Here is a 2,000-nt window from a genome sequence, read left to right on the forward strand (position 1 = left end):
CTGGCGACGCCGAGGGTGCGCCGGGTGCGGGTCTCGTCGACCTCCCACTGCCAGCCGGAACGCCGTGACTCGATCACCCGGTCGGCGATCATGTCCATCGCCGTGTCCAGGTCCAGCCGCTCCCACTGGGTGCCGTGCGGACGGCGGTAGAGCACGTGGTGCTCGCGGGCGCCGCCGGTGGTGAGCTGCAGGCTGGCCGCGCCCTTGGGGCACAGCCGGCCGCGCGAGATCGGCGAGTCGGGGTCGCCCTCGATCTGGGTGACGCGCTCGCCCTCGACGTAGACGTTCTGGCCGCAGCCCACCGCGCAGTACGGGCAGATCGACTTCACAACCCGGTCGGCGGAGGCGACGCGCGGGGTGAGACGCGCGCTGGTCCCGCTCTTGGCGGCGGCACCACGGCCCAGCGGGTCGGTCCCCTTCAGCTGGCGGTACACCGGCCAGGAGTCGATCCAGGTACGTACGCCCATCACCCCTGCCCTTCCCGTCGCGGCGGCCGTCGTGCGGGTGCCCCGCCCGGCCCCGGTCAATCACCCGCGGCCGTCTCGTTCCCGTCCACCGCGTTCCCGTGCACGGCGTCCCGTGCACGGCGGTCCCGTACACCGCATTGTGGCCCGGCCGGACACGGACGGCATCCGCGGTGCGCCGGCCTCCGCGAGCACCTGGGACAGGCCGACTCAGGACGCCGGGGGAGTGCTGCCGGGCTCCCCGGCGTGCGCCCGGGCCTCCAGCCGTTCCCGCTGGGGCAGAACCGTGTACTTGGGGTCCTCCGCCGAGGCGACTCCGGCGTGGAAGACGCCGAACCGCAGGGCGGCGGAGCCGGTGAGGAGGGCCGCACCCGCGATCGCGGCGACCGCCCGGTTGCGTCCGCCGAGGCCGGCCCCGAGCGCCGCGCCCACGCACGTGAGCGTCTCGGCCGCACGGAGCAGCGTGCCGGCCTTGCCGTTCTCGAAGGGCTCCGCGGTCAGCCCCATGCGCCGCTTCATCACGTGGAACGAGCCGAGTTCGAGAACGGCGCCCAGCGCGGCCAGGCGCCGCGCGGGGGCCGTCTGACCGACCGGTGCGCAGACCAGGGCCAGCCCGGCGGCAGCGGTGGCCCCGGACCCGGCGAAGACGTACGGCAACTCGCGGTGCCCCTCGTGCCAGGACGGCACGGCGGTGTCGGAGATCAGTACGGCGGTGTAGGTGGCGACCGCGGGGCCCAGCACGGCGGCGGACGCGGTGGCGGCGGTGCCCACCAGGCGGTACCTGCCGGCGACGTCGGCGGCGGCAGCGGCGATCGTGAGCGGTGCGTAACCGGCCAGCAGCCATGAGCCCACGCTCATCGGGGAGGTGGGCTTGAAGACGCGGAGCATGTGGAGGAAGCGGGCGGGGCGGCCCAGGTCGTGCACCAGGGCGGCCAGTGAGAGGGAGACGGCGCCCGCCGCCCCGAGTTTGGCCGTCCGGGCGAGCGCGGGCCGGGCGGTGGCGTGTGCGCCGGCGGCCAGCAGCGAGGAGGCGCCCGCGAGTCCACCGAGGTACAGGTAGCCCGCGATGTCCAGGGGCTTCCACGTCGGCTTGTTCAGGACCGGCTTGCCGTAGTACGAGGAGAACTCGGCGTCGGGCACCATCGCCCGCTCGCCCCGGCCCCTGCGCCGCCGGCGCCGCCCGGCGTGGGCTCCGGTGAGGGCGTCGCGGCCGGGACGGGCGCCCTCCACGCCGCTCCTGGTGACGTCGGACCCGGAACCGGGACTGGGACCGGAACTGGGACCGGAACTGGGACCGGAACGGGAATCGGTCATCGCGGCCTCCTGGCGAAACTGACGACGGCGAGCGCGGCGAGCGAGGCGGCGGCCGCGGCGGCGTGCCGCCACATGGCGGGCAGGTCGCGGGTGGCGACGACCGGGTCGGGAGGCAGGCCGTACACCTCCGGTTCGTCCAGCAGCAGGAAGAAGGCGCCGTCGCCGCCGACACCGTCGCCCGGGTCCTCGCCGTAGAGGCGGGCGTCCGAGACCCCGGCGGAG

General features: G+C 75.5%; 1 protein-coding gene and 2 pseudogenes. All 3 read right to left on the reverse strand.

Features of this window, described 5'->3' with window-relative positions; all coding sequences use genetic code 11:
* Nucleotides 1–467, reverse strand: a pseudogene (locus ABS735_RS38430) (formate dehydrogenase); the annotation flags it as partial.
* A 207-nt stretch (nt 468–674) separates the two neighbouring features.
* Nucleotides 675–1,778 carry an NrfD/PsrC family molybdoenzyme membrane anchor subunit gene (nrfD, locus tag ABS735_RS38435; RefSeq protein ID WP_373906638.1) on the reverse strand — a complete coding sequence of 368 codons (1,104 nt, stop codon included), beginning with the start codon at nt 1,776–1,778 and terminating at the stop codon, nt 675–677.
* Nucleotides 1,775–2,000 (reverse strand): annotated as a pseudogene (locus ABS735_RS38440) (4Fe-4S dicluster domain-containing protein); the annotation flags it as partial. The pseudogene ABS735_RS38440 and the gene nrfD, both read right to left, overlap by 4 nt.

It is taken from the genome of Streptomyces sp. MMCC 100, from assembly GCF_041538145.2.
In the GTDB taxonomy this organism is placed as follows: Bacteria; Actinomycetota; Actinomycetes; order Streptomycetales; family Streptomycetaceae; genus Streptomyces.

Bases quoted from the DNA above. Each gene is read 5' to 3' on its own strand.
- nrfD (WP_373906638.1), bottom strand. From the start codon at position 1,778: ATGACCGATTCCCGTTCCGGTCCCAGTTCCGGTCCCAGTTCCGGTCCC.